The sequence below is a fragment of the Xanthomonas sp. WHRI 8932A genome (genome assembly GCF_035012785.1).
In the GTDB taxonomy this organism is placed as follows: Bacteria; Pseudomonadota; Gammaproteobacteria; order Xanthomonadales; family Xanthomonadaceae; genus Xanthomonas.
The window spans coordinates 190326-208830 of record NZ_JAYGQQ010000008.1; the positions used below are offsets into that span (position 1 = coordinate 190326).

Sequence of the window (18505 nt, forward strand, 5' to 3'; positions counted from 1 at the left end):
GCTACTCAATTCGCGGATCTGCCTCATGAAGCCACTCGTTCTCGCCGTTGCGCTGGCGCTCGGTTCTTCGTTGCCGTTGCAGGCACAGACCGGCAAGGCCGCGCCCACACAACCCGCCAGCCCGGCCTGGGTGCAGACCAGTAACGGATATGCGCAGATCCTGCTCAACGCGCAGGCGCCGTTCCAGCCCGAATACGCCAGCTTCTTCGGTGTGCCCGGCTACGACGATCAAGTTGTCGACCTGGGGCCGGACAACGCCGCGCGTTATCGCGATGCCATGCGCAAGGCGCGCGCCACGCTGCAAACCAAGCTCGCCACCGAGCGCGATGCCAATGTGCGCCAGGACCTGCAGATCATGATCGGCGCTGCCGAGCAGAACATCGAAGGCAGCGAGCTCAACGAGCGTTATCTGTTGCCCTGGAGCGACGCGCCTGAGGCGGTCTTCAGTGGTCTCAACGGTCTGCTGTCCGACCAGACCGTGCCCGAGCGCCGCGCCAAGGCGCTGGACCGCCTCAAGCGTTATGTCGGCCTGGTGCCAGGGAGCACGCCCACCACCACGCTAGCGCGCCAGCGCTACGAGGAAAAGCTGAGCAACAAGGCGTTGCTGCAGCCCACCCAGCGCGAAGTGGAACAGGCGCTGGCCAACGTGGACACCTACATCGCAGGCATCGGCGAGTTGTTCGCCAAGTACAAGATCGCTGGCACCGACGAAGCGCTCAAGGCCATGTCTACCCAGCTCAAGGATTACGCCAGCTGGACCCGCACCACCGTGCTGCCGAAGGCGCGCAAGGACACCCGTCTGCCCGAGCCGCTGTATGCGTTTCAGCTCAAGCAGGTCGGCATCGATATCGCCCCTCAAGTGCTGATCCAGCGCGCGCAGCTGGAATTCATGGAAACGCGCTCGGCCATGCGCCAGCTGGCGCCGCTGGTGGCCAAGGCCAAGGGCGTGCAGGGTAACGACTATGTGCAGGTGATCCGCGCGCTCAAGGGCAACACCATCGCCGACGACCAGCTGGAAACCTACTACCGCGGCGTGATCGACCAGATCGACCCGATCATCCGTCAGCAGCGCATCGTCGATGTGCCCAACCGCCCGATGCAGATGCGCCTGGGCAGTGCCGCCGAAAGCGCTGCGCAACCGGCACCGCACTTCCTGCCGGCACCGCTGATCGGCAATACCGGCCAGCAAGGCCAGTTCGTGCTGCCGTTGGGCAACCCGGCCGCCGACGGCGCCAAGAAGGAGCAGTACGACGACTTCAACTTCGGCTCGGCCGCCTGGACGCTCAGCGCGCACGAAGGTCGCCCTGGCCACGAACTGCAGTTCACCGCCATGGTCGAACGCGGCGTCTCGCTGGCGCGCAGCATGTTCGCGTTCAACTCGGTCAACGTCGAAGGCTGGGCGTTGTATGCCGAAGCTGAAATGGTCCCGTACGAGCCGCTCGACGGGCAGCTGATCGCCCTGCAGTTCCGCCTGCTGCGCGCCGCCCGCGCCATGCTCGACCCCATGCTCAACCTGGGCCTGATCGACCGCGAACGCGCCCGCCAGGTACTGGAAGACGACGTCGGCCTTTCGCCGGCGATGACCCGCCAGGAACTGGACCGCTACACCGTCCGCGCCCCCGGCCAGGCCGGCAGTTACTTCTACGGCTACACCCGCATCCTCGAACTGCGCATGCGCACCGAACTGGCGCTAGGCAAAAAGTTCGACCGCCTGGCCTTCAACAACTTCCTGCTGGACCAGGGCCTGCTCCCGCCGGACCAGCTGGCCAAGGCAGTGGAGACGCAGTTCGTTCCGGCGCAGCAGAACAAGCGCTGAGCACACGGCGCAACACTGGCATGCGGCAGCGGTCGTCAGCCGCCTCATGCCTGCGTTGTTTAAAGCCGTTGGACGGTTAGCGCGCTGGAGGTGGTGCGTCCGGCATGGCGCCGGTTTCCGCCCCCGCAGGCACCCAGATCGCCATCCCGGCCGCGCGCTTTTGCGTGGTCGGAATGCCGATCCCCAAACCGCCGCCGACGCGGCCGCCGTAGCTGCCGCCGCCGACCGACAGGCCGCCGCCGGAGCGCTCGGAGCCGACGCCGACGATGACCACGCCGTTGGCTCCGAGCTTGGCGGCTTCGCGTTTGAGCCGTTGCAAGGCGGCATCGGTCTGGCCCTGGGTGCCGAAGCCGGCGGCGCTGGTGGATTCGAGCTGGGCGATCTCCATCGAGCCGACCGGTGCGTGCGAATAGACCTGCACCTGGGTGGGGTCGATCGGCGCGCGCGCCTGGCCGAGCATCACCTTGGAGCTGCTGGCGCAGCCGGCCAGCAGCAGGGCCAGTGCAGCGCCGACGACGAAATGCCTGTTCATGATGTGGCCCCCTGAATGTTGGTGATGACGGCGATGATCCGGCGCCCGGACTGAAGAGTGGCTAACACGAGGTAACAAACCGCCGTCAGATGGGTGCTGGCGACGCGTAGGAGCCACGGTGTAAGAGTGGTCCAGTCCGCACCGAGCACCCGCCGCGGCACCTGGCGGCGGCTGCCCAATGGGTTTGTCAGTCGCACTGGATCGCTCCGTGCCTCGTCGCACCCTAGCCACGCCCATGTGAGGCTACCGCCAAGCCGCCATTGGTCAGGGTGACCACCCGCCCACGGCGTCTTGGCAGCCGCCCCGTTAAGCTCGGCCTTTCTTTGATGGACGAGGTGGCACGTGGGATTGATCAGCCTGCTCTGGGGCATTGTGGCGTTGCTGTGGATGGTGCTGGCCTTCATCCCGTTGCTGGGATGGGGCAACTGGTTCCTGATTCCGTTCGCGGCAGTGGGTGCGCTGATCGCGGCGATTGCGCTGTTGTTCACCTCGGCCGGCAACCGCGGCCGGGCCAAGACCGGCTTGCTGCTCAACGCTCTGGTGATCGTGGTTGGAGTGATCCGCCTGAGCCTGGGTGGCGGGGTGATCTAGGCCGCTTTCGACAAGGCGGCGAGGCACATGCGCGTCGGCGTGTGTCGACGCCCGTATCGGGCAGGGCTTGCATCCCAGCCTTGGAAGCGCTGCCCGACCTGCAGATAGGCCAGGCCGATCGCGGCCTGCCGTGCCGTTGCAGTGCTGCGACACTGCGTCGCAGCGCGTCCCGCACGCAATGGCGGGCGTAAACTGACGCGCTATCTCAAGGAGCCGTGTCATGGCCCATCCGCACTATCGCCCCCGTCGCATGCGTCACGATGCGTTTTCGCGTCGGTTGATGCGCGAAAACACGCTGACCACCGATGACCTGATCTGGCCGGTGTTCGTGCATGAATTGTCCGGCCGCGCGCCCATCGCCTCGATGCCGGGCGTGGAGCGGCTGTCGCTGGACGAGCTGCTGCGCGAAGCGGAAAACGCGCTGGAACTGGGCATCCCGGTGATCGATCTGTTCCCGGTGATCGACCCGGCGGGCAAGAGCCTGGATGCCGCCGAAGCCTGGAACCCGGACGGCCTGGCGCAGCGTGCGGTGCGTGCGCTCAAATCGCGCTTCCCGGAGCTGGGGATCATGACCGACGTGGCGCTGGACCCGTACACCACGCACGGCCAGGACGGCATCATCGATCACACCGGCTATGTGCTCAACGAGATCACCGTCGAGGCGCTGGTCAAGCAATCGCTGTCGCATGCGCAGGCCGGGGTGGACATCATTTCGCCCTCGGACATGATGGATGGCCGCATCGGCGCGATCCGCCGCGCGCTCGATGCTGACGACCATCTCAACGTACGCATCATGGCGTATTCGGCCAAGTACGCCTCGGCGTTCTACGGCCCGTTCCGCGATGCGGTGGGCAGCGCCGGCAACCTGGGCAAGGCCGACAAGACCACCTATCAGATGGACCCGGCCAACAGCGACGAGGCCATGCGCGAGATCGCGCTGGACCTGCAAGAAGGCGCGGACATGGTGATGGTCAAGCCGGGCATGCCGTACCTGGATGTGGTGCGCCGGGTGAAGGAAGAATTTCGCGTGCCGACCTTTGCGTATCAGGTCAGCGGCGAGTACGCGATGCTCAAGGCGGCCGCCGCCAACGGCTGGCTGGACGAACGCCGCTGCGTGCTGGAAGCGCTGATGGCTTTCAAGCGCGCCGGCGCCGATGGCGTGCTGACGTATTTCGCGCCGCAAGTGGCGCGCTGGTTGCGCGAAGGCTGAGCGCGTCCAGACGTGCTGCGTGGAGCGGCGCTGTGGCGGCATCTTCATGGATGCCGCTGCAGGTGGATGCGATGTAGTGAAGTAGGCCGTCGATCGTTTCGGTCGGATCTTCCGCGTGTTTGCACGGACCGGTACGGCCGGCCTGCTTCGCGCCGCAGCGATTTGATCTGATGCCATGCGATCAACCTCCCGCACCTGGCACGGCGCCGGCCTGACAACACAGGCCGACAACTAAGCATTGATCCAGATGCGCAGGAGCCGTCATCGGGCAGACCGCCTACGAGACCACGCAACCGCGATCGAACCAAGTGCGTCAGCTGCGATAACGATTCTCATCTACAATGGCGAGCCCTGCTGCTTCAGGTTGTTCGCGCGTGTTCAAGACGGTTCTGTTCCAACTGCACTGGCTGCTCGGCATCACCGCCGGTCTGGTGCTGTCGGTGATGGGCGTGACCGGCGCGCTGATGTCCTTCGAGAACGAAATCGTGCGGCTGGCTAACCCGGCCATCGCGCAGCTGGCGGTGCGGCACGCGGCCGGCGATCGTGTGTTGCCGGTGGATGTGTTGCTGCAGCGCCTCGACCTTCTGCCGCGCGATGCAGGAAAACAGCAGGCGGTGACACGCATGCTGATCGACCCCACCGGCGCGCGGCCATCCACCGCACGTCTGGCGGGCAAGGGCGGCGGGCGCGTGTACTTCGATCCTTACACCGGCGCGCGTGTCGCCGCACCGCGCCTGAGCGGGGCGTTTGCGTTCATCGAGGATCTGCACCGCAATCTGACCGCGGGTAAGCGCGGCCAGGCAGTGACCGGGGCGTGCGCCTTGATCCTGCTGTTTTTCTGCGCGTCCGGGCTGTATCTGCGTTGGCCGCGGCGCTGGTGGAGCCTGCGAACCTGGTGGGTGGTGGAATGGCGGCGGCAGGGGCGCAGTTTTCTGTGGAGCCTGCACGCGGTGTTCGGCACCTGGTGTCTGCTGGTCTATCTGCTGGTCGCGCTGACCGGGCTGACCTGGTCGTACGACTGGTACCGCGACGGCATGGTGGCCTTGCTCGGCAAGGAGCCGGCCATGCGCGGCGACGGGGGCGACCATCGGCCGGCGACGGTGAATTTCGCACGTGTGCAGCGCACTCTGGACGGTATCCCGGGCACCCATCACGCTGCGCTGGATCTACGGGTGCCCACCCGTGCCGGGCAGCCGATGAGCGTGCGGTTTTTGCCGGATCGGCCCGACCACGACCGCGCCTACGACAATCTGGAAATCGACGCCGCCAGCGGCGCCTTGCTGCAGCGCCAGGATTACGCGCGGTTGCCGCGCGGCCAGCAATGGCTGGTGAGCATGTTCCCGCTGCATTCGGGCAGTTTCTTCGGCTTGCCGGGGCGCATCGTGGTGATGCTGGCGAGCCTCGGCATGTCGGTGTTCTTCATCAGCGGCTGGATGCTGTACCTGGATCGCCGCCGCAAGAAGCGCGAGCTGCGCGCCGCACGCGTGGTGCTGCAGAACGCACCGCCGGCCTCGCAGGCTGAGCCATGGTTGATCGCCTTCGCCAGCCAGAGCGGCTTTGCCGAACGGCTGGCCTGGCAGGCGGCCGGGCATCTGCAAGCGGCCGGCCTGCCGGTGCAGGTGCGCGCGCTGGCGCAGGTGGATGTGCAGCAACTGCAGGCCACCCGGCACGCCTTGCTGGTGATTAGCACGTTCGGCGATGGCGAGCCGCCGGATGCGGCGCGTGGGTTCGAGCGCGAACTGATGCGCCAACGCATCGGCTTGCCGCAGCTGGCTTACGCGGTGCTGGCGCTGGGCGACCGCCAATACGCGCAGTTTTGCGGGTTTTCGCGGCGTATCGAGCAGTGGCTTGACGCGCAGGGTGCACGCGCGCTGTTTCCCACCGTGGAAATGGACAACGCCGATCCGCAGGCGCTGGCGCAATGGCATGCACAGCTGGCGCAGATTGCCGGCGCGCCGCTGGCCGCGGTTGCGCTGACGCGTCCGCGCCTGACCCAGTGGGCGCTGTCGTCGCGCACCCATCTCAACCCGGGCAGCGAGGGCGCGCCGATCTGGCGCATCGACCTGCAGCCACCGCTTGAGGCGCACTGGCAGGCGGGCGATATCCTCGAAGTGCAGCCTGCGCACGCCGATGCGCAGGTGCGTGCGTGTCTGGCAGCGTGGGGCCTGCCGTCCGATGCGTTGGTGCATGTCGATGCGCAGTTGCTGCCGCTGCATCAGGCCGCTGCCGAGCGGGTGCTGCCGCCCGCGCCCGCGCCGCCGCCCGTGCCGTGTCCGGATCCACAGACCTGGCTGGATGCCTGCGACTGGTTGCCCACGCGCGACTATTCTCTGGCCAGCGTGCCGGCCGATGGCGTGGCCACGGCGGTGGTGCGCCTGACCACCCGTAGCGATGGCAGTCCAGGGCTGGGCTCGGGCTGGTTGATCTGTCATGCGCCGATCGGGGCGGCAGTGCGCGCGCGGCTGCGCACCAATCCCGGCTTCCATCGCATCGAAGCGGCGCCGATGGTGTTGATCGGCAACGGCACCGGCATCGCCGGTTTGCGCGCCTTGTTGCGCGAGGCCGAGCTGGCCGGCGTGCACGGGCATTGGCTGCTGTTCGGCGAACGCAATGCCGCACACGACCGGCTGTTGTCCGACGAACTGCAGGCCTGGCAGGCAAGCGGTCATCTGCAACAACTGGACTGGGTGTTCTCGCGCGATCAGCCGCATAAGCGCTACGTGCAACATCAATTGCGCGATGCCGGCGACGCGCTACGGCACTGGATCGACCGCGGTGCGGTGATCCATGTCTGCGGCAGCCTGGACAGCATGGCGCGCGCGGTCGACGTCACGCTGCGCGAACTGCTGGGCGACACCCGCGTGGACGCGCTGACGGCAGCGGGCCGCTATCGGCGCGATGTGTACTGAGCGCAGTCATGACCACTGCGTCGCAGCCTTGGAGGGGCTAACAACACGTCAAAGCCTGGTTGGTCGAGTGCGCGGCGCCCTCACCGCTCGCGGGACAGGCCGTGCATCCGTCCGTGCAGGCTCGGTGCCGGCATCCATGCCGCCACAGGGCCCCGCAAGCGGGGAGGACAGCGCACCGGGGAGTTGGTCAGTGGTCGCGTGAAAAGCGTCTTTCGCGCAAGGTGCATCGGCATTGGATTGGCACACCATTATCCAAAATGCACGTCATGCACTGCTCTTGACCGTGCACACCGACCATTTCGACGGGTCCTTGCCCGCCTACCATCGCGGGACGGTACGCGGCCAGGATGCCGCGTAAAAGCTGACAAGGACGTACTTGCAGCGTGTCCCGCGATGGTCGGCGGGTGGGCCCTGCAGCCGAGCCGCAGATCAAGCCGCGAGTCAGCGCTCTGTAGCCCTGCAGCCAAGCCGCAAGTCAGCAGCTCTACAACCAAGCCGCAGCGCAGCTGCCCTGCATTGAAGACCCACAATCCCCTGCTTTGAAATAGACCAGCGCGAGGTGCTTTGCCAGCCGCTCTTAGTTTGACTTCGCGCATCCATCCACCCTCAGCGGCAGCTGGTATCGCCCTCTATCGCCGGCGCCTTCATCCGGTAGAGATCCAGCTGGCCCGCGCGTGGTGCACGTGCGCTGCCGGTCACCAGCAGTTCGCCCGGTTTGGATGCATCCACCACCGCCGCAAACGTGCGCTCCTGCGGCCCGTTGAACGACAGCGGCAACGGCTGGCCCTGGGCGTAGTGCCCGTTGCCGCATGCGGCCAGCAGCAACTGGCTGGGGCCATCGACCGCACCGCGCGCCCATACCAGGCCACGCCCGTCGCCGAGCCAGGTCGCATCCAGTTCGTCGGCCGCGGTATTGATGTCGCGCAGCGGCGCAGGCGCGGTGAACGCGCGCCCGTCCCAGCGCGCCACAAACACGTCCAGGCCGCCGGCACCGCCGTGGCCATCGCTGGCGAACAGCAGACGCGTGCCGTCCAGCGACAGGCTCGGTGCGCGCTCGTCGCCGCGGCTGTTGATCGCCGCGCCCAGCGATTGCACCGCGCCCAGGCCGCCTTGCGCATCCACCGGCACGCGGTACAGATCGCTGCCACCGGCGCCACCGGGCCGCGACGAGGCGAACAGCAGCCAGCGTCCATCGGCACTGAACAGCGGCGTGATCTCGTCCTGGGCGGTGTTGAGCGGCAGCGGCTGCGCGTCCTGCCAACGCCCGCCGCGCAGCTGCGCCTGCCACAGGTCCCACCCCCCGGCGCCGCCGGCGCGGTCGCTGGCCCAGACGATGCGTTGCCCATCCGGGCTGAGCGTGGCGTGCGCCTCGTTGGCCGGCGTGGACACCACACCCATCCCTTCGATGCCGAACTCGGCAAGTCCCGACGCGGACGGGACGAAGAGTAAACTCGCCGCCAGCGCGAGCGGCGTCCATCGAAGTTGCATGCGGTGTTCCTGCTCCAAGTCGCGCCCAGTCTAGTCAACCAGAGAGCGTTTCATGCCCGTATCCCGTTATGCCGTGTTCGGTCACCCTGTCGCCCATTCGCTGTCGCCGGCCATCCATGCCGACTTCGGCAAGCAGACCGGCATCGCGCTGGACTACACCGCCATCGATGCGCCGCCGGACGCGTTCGCCAGCACGCTGCAGCGCTTCGCCGACGAAGGCGGCAAAGGCGCAAACGTCACCCTGCCGTTGAAGGAGGCCGCCTTTGCGCTGGCCGCCAGCCTGAGCGATCGCGCGCAGCTGGCCGGAGCGGTGAACACGCTGGTGCGTAACGATGGCCAATGGCAGGGCGACAACACCGACGGCGTCGGCCTTGTGCGTGACCTCACCGATCGCCACGGCCTGGATCTGCGCGGTCGTCGCGTGTTGCTGCTGGGCGCCGGCGGCGCCGCACGCGGGGTGGCACCGGCGCTGCTGGATGCCGGCATCACCGAGATGGTGGTGGTGAACCGCTCGCCCGAGCGCGCCGACGCGCTGTGCGATGCGCTGGGCGAACCCGGCCGGGTGGTGTCGCGCTACATCGAAGACCTGCGCGAACTGGGCGACTTCGAGTTGATCGTCAACGCCACCGCCGCCGGGCGCGACCGCGACGCCGGTGCGTTCTCGCTGCCGCTAGGCCTGGTCAACAGCCTGACCGCCGCGGTGGATCTCAACTACGGCGAAACCGCCATCGCGTTCCTGGCCTGGGCACGCGCGGCGCACTGTCGTTACGCCATCGATGGCCTGGGCATGCTGGTGGAGCAGGCCGCAGAAAGTTTCGCGTTGTGGCATGGCGTGCGCCCGGACACCGACCCGGTCTATGCGGCGCTGCGCGCGCGCGACGCCGTGCTGGTCAGCGCAGACTGAGCCGTTGCCCATGACCACCACCGACATCCTGCTCAGCCTGATCACCAGCCTGCTGTCGCGGGTGCCGATGCTGATCGCCTTGTTGCTGGGGCTGGTGCTGCTGTGGCGGGCCCCGCACGGGCCGCTGCGGCGTGCCGCGCTGGCCGGGCTGTGGCTGCTGCTGGGCTGTGTGCTGGCCGAGGTGGCCTTGCAGGCGATTCCGATGCTGTTGCTGCAGCAAGGCAACGTGCGCCAGATTGGTCTGGTGATGGGCGTCGGCCGCTTCGTGCTGACCGCCGTGCAAGGCGTCGGCATCGGTGTGCTGGTGTGGACCCTGGCGCGCAGCCTGCAACGGCTGCCGCCTGCTGCGGGTCCGCGCGCATGATCCCGCTCAAGGCGTTGGCGCTCGTTCTGGTCGGGCTGATCTGTGCAGGGCAGGGCGGTTGGACGTTGCTGCATCCGCAGGCGCTGGCCACCGTCAACCGGGGCGGACTGCTGTACGAACGCTTCGGTCCGGCCGGTGTGGGCATCGGCATGCTGGCGATGGGTGTGGCCATGGCCTTGATCGGCGTGGTCTGGGCGCGCTACGCCTGGCCGCGACGCGGTTGATCCAACATTCCACAGAGTCCAGCCGTTGGGTGTACGCGGCGGTCGCCGGTCTTCGAGCACCGCCAACGCAACTCTGAGTGGCGCCCAGAAGGACCGGGGTTGATCGAAAGCGGCAAGCGCAGCGTGCACGCAGATCCCGCATGCAGCCTTCGCCGCCATCTGCCGACGTGTGCGCTTGCGTCATCCGTTCCGGTCATCGGTCGCCAAAGCGTGCAAGGGCAGCCGGCAAACAGGTTCAGCTGCCGCGCGTATCGGTCGCAGGCGCTGCGCCGGTCCGTGCGAAAATAGCGCGATGAGTGACCTTGCCCCACCGGCTGCGCCGTCCGCGCCCGTCCCCGCCCAGCGTGTGCTGACCGACCCGATCAAGGCCGGCATCCGCGATGCTTACGCCAAGCTGCAGGCCAATACGCCCGGTTTTGCCACCCGTCGCGCGCAGAGTCAGATGATCGGTCTGGTCTCGCGTGCGCTGGCCACCTCCGGCGGCATCGGCATCGCCGAGGCGCCCACCGGGGTGGGCAAGAGCCTGGGCTATCTCACCGCCGGCGTGCCGATCGCCCTGGCGACCAAAAAGAAGCTGGTGATCAGCACTGGCACCGTGGCGCTGCAGTCGCAGCTGGTGGAGCGCGACATCCCGGCCTTCCTCAAGGCCACCGGCCTGGAAGCGACCGTCGCCCTGGCCAAGGGCCGCACCCGCTATCTGTGCACGCGCAATGCCGCCGAGCTGGAAGGCGACACCAGCCAGAACGCCATGTTCGAAGACGAGCAGGCGCTCTACGATCGCCCGCTCAGCCCCGTCGATGCCGATCTGGCCAATCGGCTGGCCAAGGCCTACGCCGCGCGCACCTGGAGCGGCGACCTGGACGATGCCCCCGAGCAGGTTTCGGTGCCGTTGCGCATGCGCATCACCACGCCCGCCTCCGGCTGTGCGGGGCGGCGCTGCAGTTATGCCGCGCAATGCCCGGTGCTCAAGGCACGTACCGATGTGCGCGAAGCGCAGATCGTGGTCACCAACCACGCCTTGCTGCTGTCCTCGCTGTCGCTGGGCGATGCCGAAAACGGCCAGCCGCTGATCGCGCCGCCATCGGACATGTTGCTGGTGCTCGACGAAGGCCATCACATCGCCGGCGTGGCCATCGACCAGGGCGCGGCCAATCTGCCGCTGGACGAGATGGCCAAGCGCACTGGCCGCATGCAGATTCTCATTGCCGCGGCGTACCGCGCGGTGGACAAGGACAAGGTCGGCAACCTGCTGCCCAACGAAGCCATTGAGGTGGCCGCGCGGGTGTCCAAACTGCTCAAGGCCTTCCATGCCGAGGTCGAGCGCGTGTGGAAGCCCGAGCCTGGCGAGCGCGATCCGTTGTGGCGTGCCGCCAACGGCAAGTTGCCGCCGCAGTGGGGCCCGGCCATCGAAGAGCTGGGCGAAGAAACCCGCGCGCTGTTCAACTGGGTGCATGCCGCGCACAGTGCGATCGCCAAGGGCAAGCAGGACGATGCCGCACGCGAGCGGCTGCAACGCAACCTGGGCCTGGCGCTGGAAATGGCCGAGCAGCAACACAATCTGTGGAGCGGCTGGCGGCGCGAAGACAAGGAAGGCCAGCCGCCGATGGCGCGCTGGATCACCCTCTCGCGCGAGGGTGATCTGATCTGCCATTGCTCTCCCGTGTCGGCCGCGCAAGTGCTGCGCACGATGATCTGGAACGAAGTGGATTCGGTGGTGATGACCTCGGCCACGCTCACCGGCGGTGGCGATTTCCAGTCCTTCGCCATCGACAACGGCCTGCCCGATCACGCCGAAATGGCCTCGCTGGCCTCGCCATTCGACCTGCCCAATCAGGCCGAACTGATCGTGCCCAATTTTCCGGTCACCCCGGACGACCGCGAAGGGCATCCCAAGGAAGTGGCCAAGTATCTGGTGCGCGAACTGGATTGGAACGCCAAGGGCAGCATCGTGCTGTTCACCTCGCGCTGGAAGATGGAAAAGGTGGCCGACCTGATGCCGCTGGCGCAGCGCAACCGTGTGCTGGTGCAGGGCGAAGGCAACAAGTCGCAATTGATCACCGAACACATGCGCCGCATCGCTGCTGGCGAAGGCTCGGTGTTGTTCGGTTTGAATTCTTTTGGCGAAGGCCTGGACCTGCCCGGCGATGCCTGCACCACGGTGGTCATCACCCAGGTGCCATTCGCGGTGCCGACCGACCCGCAGACCTCGACCTTGAGCGAGTGGCTGGAAAGCCGCGGCCACAATGCATTCAACCTGATTGCGATTCCGCATGCGCTACGCACGCTCACCCAGTTTGCAGGGCGGCTGATCCGCAGCTCCAACGACCACGGCCGCGTCATCATTCTCGACTCGCGCCTGCTCACGCGTCGCTACGGCAAACGCATCATCGACGCTTTGCCGCCGTTCAAGCGGGTGATCGGTCGCTGAGTGCGTCGGTACGTGGCATGCCAATGCAGCGCTCAGTGATCTCAAGCGATCAGTGATGTCGACCGCCTTGTCTTGGTCGACAAGGTTGTACTTGAGCAGCGCATAGCGACTGCCACGCACGATAGCGTCGTCATCCGGCATGCCGCCGCGAGCGATCATGCGCAGCCTGTGTCACCTCATGCACGCGGGCGCAGTTGCTTGCCAGGCATCGCATCGGTTGCTGCAGATGCAGTGTTTTTTCGCATGGCATCGCCTTGCAGTGCAGCATCGGTCTACGTATTTCGGTAGTGACGTCATGCGATGCGAATACGGACGAGACGCTTGAAGCTGAAACCGGCGCGTTATCTGCAACACGCTGCCACACGAAAAGCGATGCATATCACGCAACGCAGTCATCATCATGTTCGCCTATCGCTGCGATCATAATTAATGACTTCTCACACTTCGGCCCGCTCGCCATGATTCAGGTCCTTCAACACGAGCTGACGCCATGCGCCCTGGATCCCTCATGGTGCTAGCCCTGCTAGCCCCCCCGCTGATCGCTCCGCCGGTCTTCGCCCAATCTGTACTGACCCGCGACAACGGCGCCAAGGTTGGCGACAACCAGAATTCGCAGACGGCAGGTGCCAACGGCCCGACCTTGCTGCAGGACGTGCAGCTGATCCAGAAGCTGCAGCGCTTCGATCGCGAGCGCATTCCCGAGCGCGTCGTGCATGCGCGCGGTACCGGCGTCAAAGGCGAGTTCACCGCAACTGCCGATCTGTCCACCCTGACCAAGGCCAAGGTATTCAGCGCCGGCGAAAAAACCCCGGTGTTCGTGCGCTTTTCGTCCGTTGTGCATGGCAATCACTCGCCTGAAACGCTGCGCGACCCGCACGGGTTCGCCACCAAGTTCTACACCAGCGAAGGTAACTGGGATCTGGTCGGCAACAACTTCCCTACCTTCTTCATCCGCGATGCGATCAAGTTCCCCGACATGGTCCACGCGTTCAAGCCGGACCCGCGCACCAATCTCGACGACGACTCGCGTCGCTTCGATTTCTTCTCGCACGTGCCTGAAGGCACGCGCACGCTGACCCTGCTGTATTCCAACGAAGGCACGCCTGCCGGCTATCGCTTCATGGATGGCAACGGCGTGCACGCCTACAAGCTGGTCAACGCGCAGGGCGAAGTGCACTACGTCAAGTTCCATTGGAAGACGTTGCAGGGCATCAAGAACCTCGATCCCAAGCAGGTTGCCGCTGTCCAGTCCAAGGACTACAGCCACCTGACCAACGATCTGGTCGGCGCGATCAAGAAGGGCGATTACCCGAAGTGGGACCTGTATGTGCAGGTGCTCAAGCCGGAAGACCTGGCCAAGTTCGATTTCGATCCGCTCGATGCCACCAAGATCTGGCCGGACGTGCCGGAGCAGAAGGTCGGCCAGATGGTGTTGAACAAGAACGTCGACAACTTCTTCCAGGAGACCGAGCAGGTCGCGATGGCGCCGGCCAACCTGGTGCCGGGTATCGAACCGTCTGAAGACCGCCTGTTGCAGGGCCGTATCTTCTCCTACGCCGACACCCAGTTGTATCGCATCGGTGCCAACGGCCTGAGCCTGCCGGTCAACCGTCCGCGAGTGGCCGTCAATAACGGCAATCAGGATGGTCAGGGCAACATCGGTCAGACCAGCAGCGGCGTGAACTACGAGCCGAGCCGCCTGGAGCCGCGTCCGCAGGACACCGCCGCGCGCTACAGCGAACTGCCGCTGTCCGGTACCACCCAGCAGGCCAAGATCACCCGAGAGCAGAACTTCAAGCAGGCCGGTGAGTTGTACCGCTCCTACGGCAAGAAGGATCGTGCAGATCTGGTGCAGAGCTTCGGCGAGTCGCTGTCCAACACCGACACCGAGAGCAAGCACATCATCCTGTCGTTCCTGTACAAAGCCGACCCGGAGTACGGCACCGGTGTGGCCCGTGTTGCCAAGGGCGACCTGGCCCGCGTCAAGCAGCTGGCCTCCAGCCTGCAGGACTGATCCATCCGACGGCATCGCGGCCACGCCGCGGTGCCGTCCCCGTCTTGGGAGAGCGATATGCGCACTCTGCTATTGATCATGCTGAGCGCCCTGTGCGCGCCAGCCATCGCTGCCTCACCGTCTGCCACGCCCGCAGCGACCACCCCATCCACGTCCAGCCCCGAGCAGATCAAGCTGCAGCTACGTGAGTACTTCTTCGATGCCGCGCGCGAAGGCCGCCAGGAGATGCTGGCCGAGTTCATCCGCTCGCATTACGACCTCAACGCCCGCGATGAGAAGGGCTATACCGCGCTGATCCTGGCCGCCTACCACGGCCAACGCCCGGCGGTAGAGCAGTTGCTGAGCGCAGGAGCCGACCCCTGCGCGCAGGACAAACGCGGCAACACTGCGCTGATGGGCGCGATCTTCAAAGGCGAGCTCGGCATCGCCAAGCGGCTGATGCAGGCCGATTGCGCCCCCGACCAACGCAACAACGCCGGCCAGACCGCGGCGATGTATGCAGCGCTGTTCCAGCGGACAGACGTGCTCAAGGACCTGGCCGCCAAGGGCGCAGACCTCAGCCTCAAGGACGGGCAGGGCAACGATGTGACCAAGCTGCAGCGCGGCGAATTCGCCACCGCCCCGGCACGCTGAGCTTGTTCGGTAGCGCGACCTGCGGCCGTGCATGCTCCGCAAGTTGCGCGCCTGCGTAAGCTGTTCTTGAGGGTGCGCCACAGGCCGGAGCGCTCACAGTAGTCCGCAGCAACATGTGCCATGCGTGTTTTGCCATCACGCTACCAATGCTCCGAACGGCAGCCACTTTGGCGCGCGCAAGCGGCCAACAAGGCCATCGTCCAGCCGCTGCCGCGAAGCCTTTCAGATCGGCGCGGCCGATGCACCAATTCGGCATGGACCACACGGACGCTGCGTTAGCTCCGTAGCGTCAGCATCTACGCGATCCTTGGTCGCTAGCGTTGTCAGCCAGTCGCAGGACGTTCGATAGCGCTCGATGGCCGCGCTCGGCACGCGGTCAACGCATGAGAGTAAGTCGGCAGGTTTAGCGCAGCTCACCAAACGATGGTGCAGCCGCCAGATGGCGCGCACGTTGCTCAGAGCCGGCGTGGCCATATTCGTCCACTCCGGCTCTGAGCGTGGCGTCCACACCCACCTGACGACTGCCCGCCAGTGGTGTTAACCGCTCTTGGTCCCCGCGCTTGTTGCGGACAGACCACGAGTAGGGCATCCAGCCCAGAGCACCGACGCCTCCGAATGGCTCCGCATGGCACTGGCCACGATGTCTCACGGTTCCGGCAAGCGTGCAGACAAGCACGTCTTCGACCAGGCTGCTGCCTGCATCTGGGGGCTGCCCGGCGCGATCACCTCCGTGTGTCGCGCGCAAATCAGCAGGGCAACGACAGCACACGATCGTGACGTAAGCGACCTGGATGCGGCCACGCCAAACCGTGATGGCCATCCCGTCGGTTTTCCGCCACACCTGCGTTGGAAGTCTGGCGGTGGTGATGATTTTTCCGCCATCCCGTCAGGAGATTTCTGACGTCGAAACCCTTGTGCGCCAAGGCTTTGACATAAAACTGAGCGCGCGCTGACTTGCTTAAAATTGCTTCGAAAAAAGCGCAAAAAACAGTTCAAGAACGAGCCAGGAACGCCGATGCTGAAGCTATCGCACCTTGGAACCCCCGGCCATGAAGCTCGATCCCTCCATCCCTTTCCTGATGTCCCTGCTCGCCATGGTGCTGTGCACCGCCACCGCCGTCGTCGCGCTGGTGTTCGGCCAGGTGCATGTGCTGGCCACCTCGTGGAGCTTCTACGCGGTGATGGGCACGTCCCTGATCACCCTGGCTGCCTCTTACCACGCCCTCGGCAAGCCGCTGAGCGCAGAAGAGCGTGTGGGCTTCCGCAACCCGTAATCGCACCTACGTCCGGAAACGCGCGCAGCGTTACGCCAGTACCGGACCCAAGAAGTTGCGCTCGTCACTGACGATGCACCGCGTTCGCTCCACATAGGCGAACGCCGACAGACACCCCGCATCCTGCAGCGATGCCACCCGATAGCGCTCGTACTCGGCGTGCGAGGGACACGAAAACAGCGCCAACGCGATGTTGTTCGCCCTTTCCGACGGCAGAAAATAGCCGTGATGCTGACCGCCGAAGCGCGCCACCAGCGGGATCCACAACCGCACGTCATGTTCGAATTCGGCCAGTTGATAGCGGTCGGTCACCTAGCGCAGCAAGCAGGTGATCGTGCGGCAGGGCCCGGCGCCACCGCGCCTCAGCATGCCAGGCCGCACTGCCGCAGATTCATCGACGCCCGTGTAAGCTATTGATCCTGCTTCGCATTCCAATGGCCGCTAGCTGCGGCCAACCGTCGATGACCGCTTCTGCCGATCGCTACACCGCCTCCTTGCGCCTGTCCGTTGCCCCGATGATGGACTGGACCGACCGGCATTGCCGGGTGTTCCACCGCCTGCTGGCGCCGTCCGCACGCTTGTATACCGAGATGGTGCATGCCAACGCGGTGATCCATGGCGATCGCACGCGGCTGATCGGGTTCGATCCAGTCGAGCACCCGCTGGCGCTGCAGCTCGGCGGCAGCGATCCGGCCCTGCTCGCGCAGGCGGCCGGTATCGCGCAGGAATGGGGCTATGACGAAATCAACCTCAACTGCGGCTGCCCGTCCGATCGCGTGCAGGCGGGGCGCTTCGGCGCCTGCCTGATGCGCGAACCGGCGCTGGTAGCAGAGTGTGTCGCCGCCATGTGCGCGGCCACCGATCTGCCGATCACGGTCAAATGCCGCCTGGGCGTGGACGATGACGACGACTATGCCGTGTTCGCCCGCTTCGTCGATCAAGTCGTCGCAGCCGGCGCGGCGATGGTGGTAGTGCACGCCCGCAATGCCTGGCTCAAGGGCCTGTCGCCGAAGGAAAATCGCGAGGTGCCGCCGCTGCGCTACGACTGGGCATATCGCCTCAGGCAGGAGCGTCCCAACGTGCCGGTGGTGCTCAATGGCGGCATCGCCGCCGTCGACGCCGCGCTGGCGCATCTGCAGCAGACCGATGGCGTGATGCTCGGTCGCGCCGCATATCACGACCCGTATGTCTTGCATCAGCTCGATGCCGCATTGACCCAACGCCCGGTGCAGTCGCGCGAGACGCTGCTACGGGCGCTGCGTCCCTACGTAGAGTCCCAACTGGAGCAGGGGCTTGCGCTGAAGCACATCACCCGGCACGTGCTGGGCCTGTTCCATGGGCAGCCGGGCGGGCGGGCGTTCCGTCAGGTGCTGAGCGAGGGCGCACACCGTCCCGGCGCTGGCTGGGAGCTTGTCGAGCAGGCATTGCAGCGAACCGACAGCCAGCTCTGGCGCGTCGTCGCCTGATTGGCCCGGCGCTTGCATTAGCTGAACAGGCAGGCCGGGGCCGTTGTTGATCGCGGTCTCGGAGCCCGGCATCGAGCGCGAAAGCCTTGCTGGCAGGGCGTCTGCTCCTTCGTGGCATTCATTTGGCTGAATGGCGTTAACACGAAGCTAAAAAGTTCAGATCGGATTCACCCCCAAAAATCAAGAATTTGGCTCAATTTACGGAACCCAGGCATTGTGTGATGCATGCTCGGTTTTACGAATTTTGAATGTTCCTGAACAACCCGCTAGGATCCAGTTGTGACCCATCCGCTCAGCCGCGCTCGCTCTGTCGCCCTGGTCGCCCTCTGGGGTGTCCTGGCCGCGCCGTCGGCGTGGGGTCAGGGGTATCCCATGGTGCAGGGTGGTCGCGAGGGCATGCCGGCATCGGCACGCGGTAACAGCCGCACCTTGTCGGACACCATCCGCCATGTGCAGCGGTCTACCGGTGGACAAATTTTGGCTGCCGAGCGTGTGCCGTACGATGGCGGCAACCTCAATCGGGTCAAGTACATGAAGAACGGGCGCGTCCACACCGTGGACGAGCTAGAGCAGCCGCAGGCCGCTCCACCGCCCAGCGCTGCCCCGCCCGATCCGCCAGCGCCACCACGCAGCGATAACCACTGAACGTAGA

At 65.8% G+C, this 18505-nt stretch carries 17 protein-coding genes and 1 other RNA gene; 14 read left to right on the forward strand and 4 right to left on the reverse strand.

Annotation, left to right across the window (positions count from 1 at the left end; all coding sequences use genetic code 11):
• The first annotated feature begins 25 nt into the window (after nt 1–25).
• Nucleotides 26–1816, forward strand: a complete 1791-nt coding sequence (locus tag VC212_RS14575; RefSeq protein ID WP_323526193.1) for a DUF885 domain-containing protein — start codon at nt 26–28, stop codon at nt 1814–1816.
• Between the two features lie 76 nt (nt 1817–1892).
• Here the strand turns inward: VC212_RS14575 and VC212_RS14580 are convergent, their stop codons facing one another.
• The gene (locus tag VC212_RS14580; protein WP_323526194.1) at nt 1893–2348 is read right to left on the reverse strand and encodes a hypothetical protein; all 456 of its coding nucleotides are present in this window, start codon (nt 2346–2348) and stop codon (nt 1893–1895) included.
• A gap of 59 nt (nt 2349–2407) precedes the next feature.
• Nucleotides 2408–2483: non-coding RNA, sX9 sRNA (locus VC212_RS14585), on the reverse strand.
• Between the two features lie 213 nt (nt 2484–2696).
• On the opposite strand from VC212_RS14585, the gene VC212_RS14590 reads away from it, so the two are divergent.
• The 3 genes from VC212_RS14590 to VC212_RS14600 all read left to right on the forward strand — a co-directional run bounded on the left by VC212_RS14590 (nt 2697) and on the right by VC212_RS14600 (nt 7058).
• The gene (locus VC212_RS14590) at nt 2697–2939 is read left to right on the forward strand and encodes a hypothetical protein (protein ID WP_193589340.1); all 243 of its coding nucleotides are present in this window, start codon (nt 2697–2699) and stop codon (nt 2937–2939) included.
• Nucleotides 2940–3159: 220 nt separating this feature from the next.
• Nucleotides 3160–4149, forward strand: coding sequence for a porphobilinogen synthase (gene hemB, locus VC212_RS14595; protein WP_323526195.1), 990 nt, complete (start codon nt 3160–3162; stop codon nt 4147–4149).
• 374 nt (nt 4150–4523) lie between these two features.
• The gene (locus VC212_RS14600) at nt 4524–7058 is read left to right on the forward strand and encodes a sulfite reductase flavoprotein subunit alpha (RefSeq protein WP_323526196.1); all 2535 of its coding nucleotides are present in this window, start codon (nt 4524–4526) and stop codon (nt 7056–7058) included.
• 606 nt (nt 7059–7664) lie between these two features.
• Here the strand turns inward: VC212_RS14600 and VC212_RS14605 are convergent.
• Entirely contained in the window at nt 7665–8546 is an 882-nt protein-coding gene (locus tag VC212_RS14605; protein ID WP_323526197.1) for a TolB-like protein, read from the reverse strand.
• Between the two features lie 52 nt (nt 8547–8598).
• On the opposite strand from VC212_RS14605, the gene aroE reads away from it, so the two are divergent.
• The 8 genes from aroE (at nt 8599) to VC212_RS14645 (ending at nt 16387) form a co-directional block, all read left to right on the forward strand.
• Nucleotides 8599–9450, forward strand: a complete 852-nt coding sequence (gene aroE / locus VC212_RS14610) for a shikimate dehydrogenase (RefSeq protein ID WP_055847161.1) — start codon at nt 8599–8601, stop codon at nt 9448–9450.
• Nucleotides 9451–9460: 10 nt separating this feature from the next.
• Nucleotides 9461–9814: a hypothetical protein gene (locus VC212_RS14615; RefSeq protein WP_055847164.1), complete on the forward strand. Its 354-nt coding sequence runs from the start codon at nt 9461–9463 to the stop codon at nt 9812–9814.
• Nucleotides 9811–10038, forward strand: a complete 228-nt coding sequence (locus VC212_RS14620; protein ID WP_323526199.1) for a hypothetical protein — start codon at nt 9811–9813, stop codon at nt 10036–10038. The genes VC212_RS14615 and VC212_RS14620 overlap by 4 nt, the downstream gene beginning before the upstream one ends.
• A 292-nt stretch (nt 10039–10330) precedes the next feature.
• On the forward strand, nt 10331–12466 hold the full coding sequence (gene dinG, locus VC212_RS14625) for an ATP-dependent DNA helicase DinG (protein WP_323526200.1): 2136 nt from the start codon (nt 10331–10333) through the stop codon (nt 12464–12466).
• 508 nt (nt 12467–12974) lie between these two features.
• Entirely contained in the window at nt 12975–14480 is a 1506-nt protein-coding gene (gene katB, locus VC212_RS14630) for a catalase KatB (RefSeq protein WP_323526201.1), read from the forward strand.
• Nucleotides 14481–14537: 57 nt separating this feature from the next.
• A complete protein-coding gene (locus VC212_RS14635) occupies nt 14538–15113 on the forward strand; it encodes an ankyrin repeat domain-containing protein (RefSeq protein ID WP_055847175.1) in 576 nt (191 codons plus the stop codon).
• Nucleotides 15114–15738: 625 nt separating this feature from the next.
• Nucleotides 15739–16014: a hypothetical protein gene (locus VC212_RS14640; RefSeq protein WP_323526202.1), complete on the forward strand. Its 276-nt coding sequence runs from the start codon at nt 15739–15741 to the stop codon at nt 16012–16014.
• 148 nt (nt 16015–16162) lie between these two features.
• Entirely contained in the window at nt 16163–16387 is a 225-nt protein-coding gene (locus tag VC212_RS14645) for a hypothetical protein (RefSeq protein ID WP_055847177.1), read from the forward strand.
• Between the two features lie 30 nt (nt 16388–16417).
• On the opposite strand, the gene VC212_RS14650 is transcribed toward VC212_RS14645, so the two are convergent.
• Nucleotides 16418–16699: an NIPSNAP family protein gene (locus VC212_RS14650; protein WP_323526203.1), complete on the reverse strand. Its 282-nt coding sequence runs from the start codon at nt 16697–16699 to the stop codon at nt 16418–16420.
• Between the two features lie 149 nt (nt 16700–16848).
• Between VC212_RS14650 and dusA the strand changes: the two genes are divergently transcribed.
• Both dusA and VC212_RS14660 read left to right on the forward strand, forming a co-directional pair.
• On the forward strand, nt 16849–17853 hold the full coding sequence (gene dusA, locus VC212_RS14655; protein ID WP_323526204.1) for a tRNA dihydrouridine(20/20a) synthase DusA: 1005 nt from the start codon (nt 16849–16851) through the stop codon (nt 17851–17853).
• 336 nt (nt 17854–18189) lie between these two features.
• Nucleotides 18190–18498: a hypothetical protein gene (locus tag VC212_RS14660; protein ID WP_055850192.1), complete on the forward strand. Its 309-nt coding sequence runs from the start codon at nt 18190–18192 to the stop codon at nt 18496–18498.
• Nucleotides 18499–18505: the final 7 nt, after the last annotated feature.

What these genes read in the sequence shown, in the direction of transcription:
- VC212_RS14575 (WP_323526193.1), top strand. Translation starts at nt 26, where the DNA reads ATGAAGCCACTCGTTCTCGCCGTTGCGCTGGCGCTCGGTTCTTCGTTG.
- VC212_RS14580 (WP_323526194.1), bottom strand. Translation starts at nt 2,348, where the DNA reads ATGAACAGGCATTTCGTCGTCGGCGCTGCACTGGCCCTGCTGCTGGCC.
- hemB (WP_323526195.1), top strand. Translation starts at nt 3,160, where the DNA reads ATGGCCCATCCGCACTATCGCCCCCGTCGCATGCGTCACGATGCGTTT.
- VC212_RS14605 (WP_323526197.1), bottom strand. Translation starts at nt 8,546, where the DNA reads ATGCAACTTCGATGGACGCCGCTCGCGCTGGCGGCGAGTTTACTCTTC.
- aroE (WP_055847161.1), top strand. Translation starts at nt 8,599, where the DNA reads ATGCCCGTATCCCGTTATGCCGTGTTCGGTCACCCTGTCGCCCATTCG.
- VC212_RS14615 (WP_055847164.1), top strand. Translation starts at nt 9,461, where the DNA reads ATGACCACCACCGACATCCTGCTCAGCCTGATCACCAGCCTGCTGTCG.
- VC212_RS14620 (WP_323526199.1), top strand. Translation starts at nt 9,811, where the DNA reads ATGATCCCGCTCAAGGCGTTGGCGCTCGTTCTGGTCGGGCTGATCTGT.
- dinG (WP_323526200.1), top strand. Translation starts at nt 10,331, where the DNA reads ATGAGTGACCTTGCCCCACCGGCTGCGCCGTCCGCGCCCGTCCCCGCC.
- katB (WP_323526201.1), top strand. Translation starts at nt 12,975, where the DNA reads ATGGTGCTAGCCCTGCTAGCCCCCCCGCTGATCGCTCCGCCGGTCTTC.
- VC212_RS14635 (WP_055847175.1), top strand. Translation starts at nt 14,538, where the DNA reads ATGCGCACTCTGCTATTGATCATGCTGAGCGCCCTGTGCGCGCCAGCC.
- VC212_RS14640 (WP_323526202.1), top strand. Translation starts at nt 15,739, where the DNA reads ATGGCACTGGCCACGATGTCTCACGGTTCCGGCAAGCGTGCAGACAAG.
- VC212_RS14645 (WP_055847177.1), top strand. Translation starts at nt 16,163, where the DNA reads ATGAAGCTCGATCCCTCCATCCCTTTCCTGATGTCCCTGCTCGCCATG.
- dusA (WP_323526204.1), top strand. Translation starts at nt 16,849, where the DNA reads ATGACCGCTTCTGCCGATCGCTACACCGCCTCCTTGCGCCTGTCCGTT.